Below are 1,990 nucleotides of genomic sequence, written 5' to 3'. Positions count from 1 at the left end.
CCCCCCCGCCGCAGCGGCTGCTCGGCAAGGGCAAGCCGGTCGCGAACGTTCCGGAGAATTACTACCCAAAGGTCTCGATCCACATCCCCGCTTATTTCGAGCCGGTCGAGATGCTCAAGCAGACGCTGGATGCGCTGTCGCGGCTGAACTACCCGAACTACGAATGCGTGGTCATAATCAACAACACGCCGGACCCCGCCTTCTGGCAGCCGATCCAGGACCACTGCCGCGCGCTCGGTGAACGCTTCAAGTTCATCAACGCCGAGAAGGTGCAGGGCTTCAAGGCCGGCGCGCTGCGCATCGCAATGGACCGCACCGCGGCGGACGCCGAGATCATCGGCATCCTCGATGCCGACTATGTCGTCGAGCCCGACTGGCTTAGGGATCTCGTGCCGGCCTTCGCCGATCCGCGCGTCGGCCTCGTGCAGGCGCCGCAGGAACATCGCGACGGCGATCTGTCGATCATGCACTACATCATGAACGGCGAATATGCCGGCTTCTTCGACATCGGCATGGTCCAGCGCAACGAGGCCAACGCCATCATCGTGCACGGCACGATGTGCCTGATCCGCCGCGCCGCCATGGACATGGCCGGCGGCTGGTCGAGCGACACGATCTGCGAGGATAGCGATCTGGGCCTTGCGATTCAGGAGCTTGGCTGGGTCACGCACTACACCAACACGCGCTATGGCGCAGGCCTGCTGCCCGACACCTACGAGGCCTTCAAGAAGCAGCGGCACCGCTGGGCCTATGGCGGCCTGCAGATCGTCAAGAAGCACTGGCGCCGCTTCCTGCCGGGTGCGAGCCGGCTGACGCCCGACCAGAGGCGCGAATATGGCCTCGGCTGGCTGAACTGGCTGGGCGCCGAAAGCCTCGGCGTGGTGGTGGCGCTGCTCAACCTCGTCTGGGTGCCGATCGTCGCCTTCGCCGACATCGCCATCCCCGACAAGATCCTGACGCTGCCGATCATCGGCGCCTTCATCGTCTCGCTGGCCCACTTCCTGTCGATGTACCGCGCCCGCGTCGCGATCAAGCCCGGCCAGATGCTGGGTGCCATGATCGCGGCGATGAGCGTGCAGTGGACTGTGTCGCGCGCGGTGGCGCAGGGCCTGATCACCGAGCACATCGCGTTCGCCCGTACCTCCAAGGGCGGCCTGTCCAGGATGTCGATCGAGTTCCAGGCGTTCTGGGAGGCCGTGATCGGCACCCTGCTCGTGGTCGGCGCCGGCGTGCTGATCGCCTCCAACAGTTTTCGGCAGATCACCGAGATCTACATCTTCGCCGGCGTGCTGGTGCTGCAAAGCCTGCCGTTCCTGGCCGCGGTCGCCATCGCCATCCTCGAGCTCAGCCGCATCAACTCGTTCCAGTTCTGGCACGACAGCGCGATCCGAACCGCAGAGCTGATCGGCCTGCGCCCAGTCGCGCTGCCGCCCGTTGGCGCGCCGCAAGCCGTGCCGAGCGAGATGCGGCGGGAGACGAAGTGACGGCCGGCAGGCTATCCTCGCTCTTCAGAGTGGATGGCGGCCCGCCAATCAGGTTGAGAATTCCAGCTTAAGCTGCGGATGGCGCGAGCGAATCCCCGCTCCCGCCATGAACTTTGGCAGCGGCCGGCACTATTGACCTCCGCGGCCACTCCCCCTACACAGCGCGGGCCGACAGCATGATCCGGAAACGGCCGGTTTTCCCCGCACCGCAAGTCGAGCGTTGCGGCAAGACATGCTTCTCGAAATGCCCGAACACGATGGCGATCTCTTTTCGAAGCCATCGGCGGCCATGGGAGCGCGTAGCTCAGCCGGTAGAGCACGTGACTTTTAATCACGGGGTCCTGGGTTCGAGCCCCAGCGCGCTCACCAAAATCGGTAGATTCTTCGATATCTTGGCTGGCATGGCGGATAGCCCTCCCACGGGCCTCCGGCTTCGTGTCCGCAATCCCTGGATCGTGTCCCCGTGGTGTAGCTGACTAGCAAAGCCGCCCGCTCGCTACGGCGCT

General features: G+C 64.9%; 1 protein-coding gene and 1 tRNA gene. Both read left to right on the top strand.

What is annotated here, in order from left to right:
• Positions 1–1,484 (top strand): glycosyltransferase (locus IC50_RS27680; protein WP_035712199.1); only part of this gene is annotated, 1,484 nt, incomplete at its 5' end.
• Positions 1,485–1,777: 293 nt separating this feature from the next.
• Positions 1,778–1,853: transfer RNA gene (locus IC50_RS27675), tRNA-Lys, on the top strand.
• The last annotated feature ends 137 nt before the right edge of the window (positions 1,854–1,990 follow it).

This window comes from Bradyrhizobium genomosp. I (2014), assembly GCF_000261685.1.
GTDB lineage: Bacteria > Pseudomonadota > Alphaproteobacteria > Rhizobiales > Xanthobacteraceae > Bradyrhizobium.
Note: the sequence above shows the minus strand (reverse complement) of the source record. Positions and strands in the feature narration are given on the sequence as shown.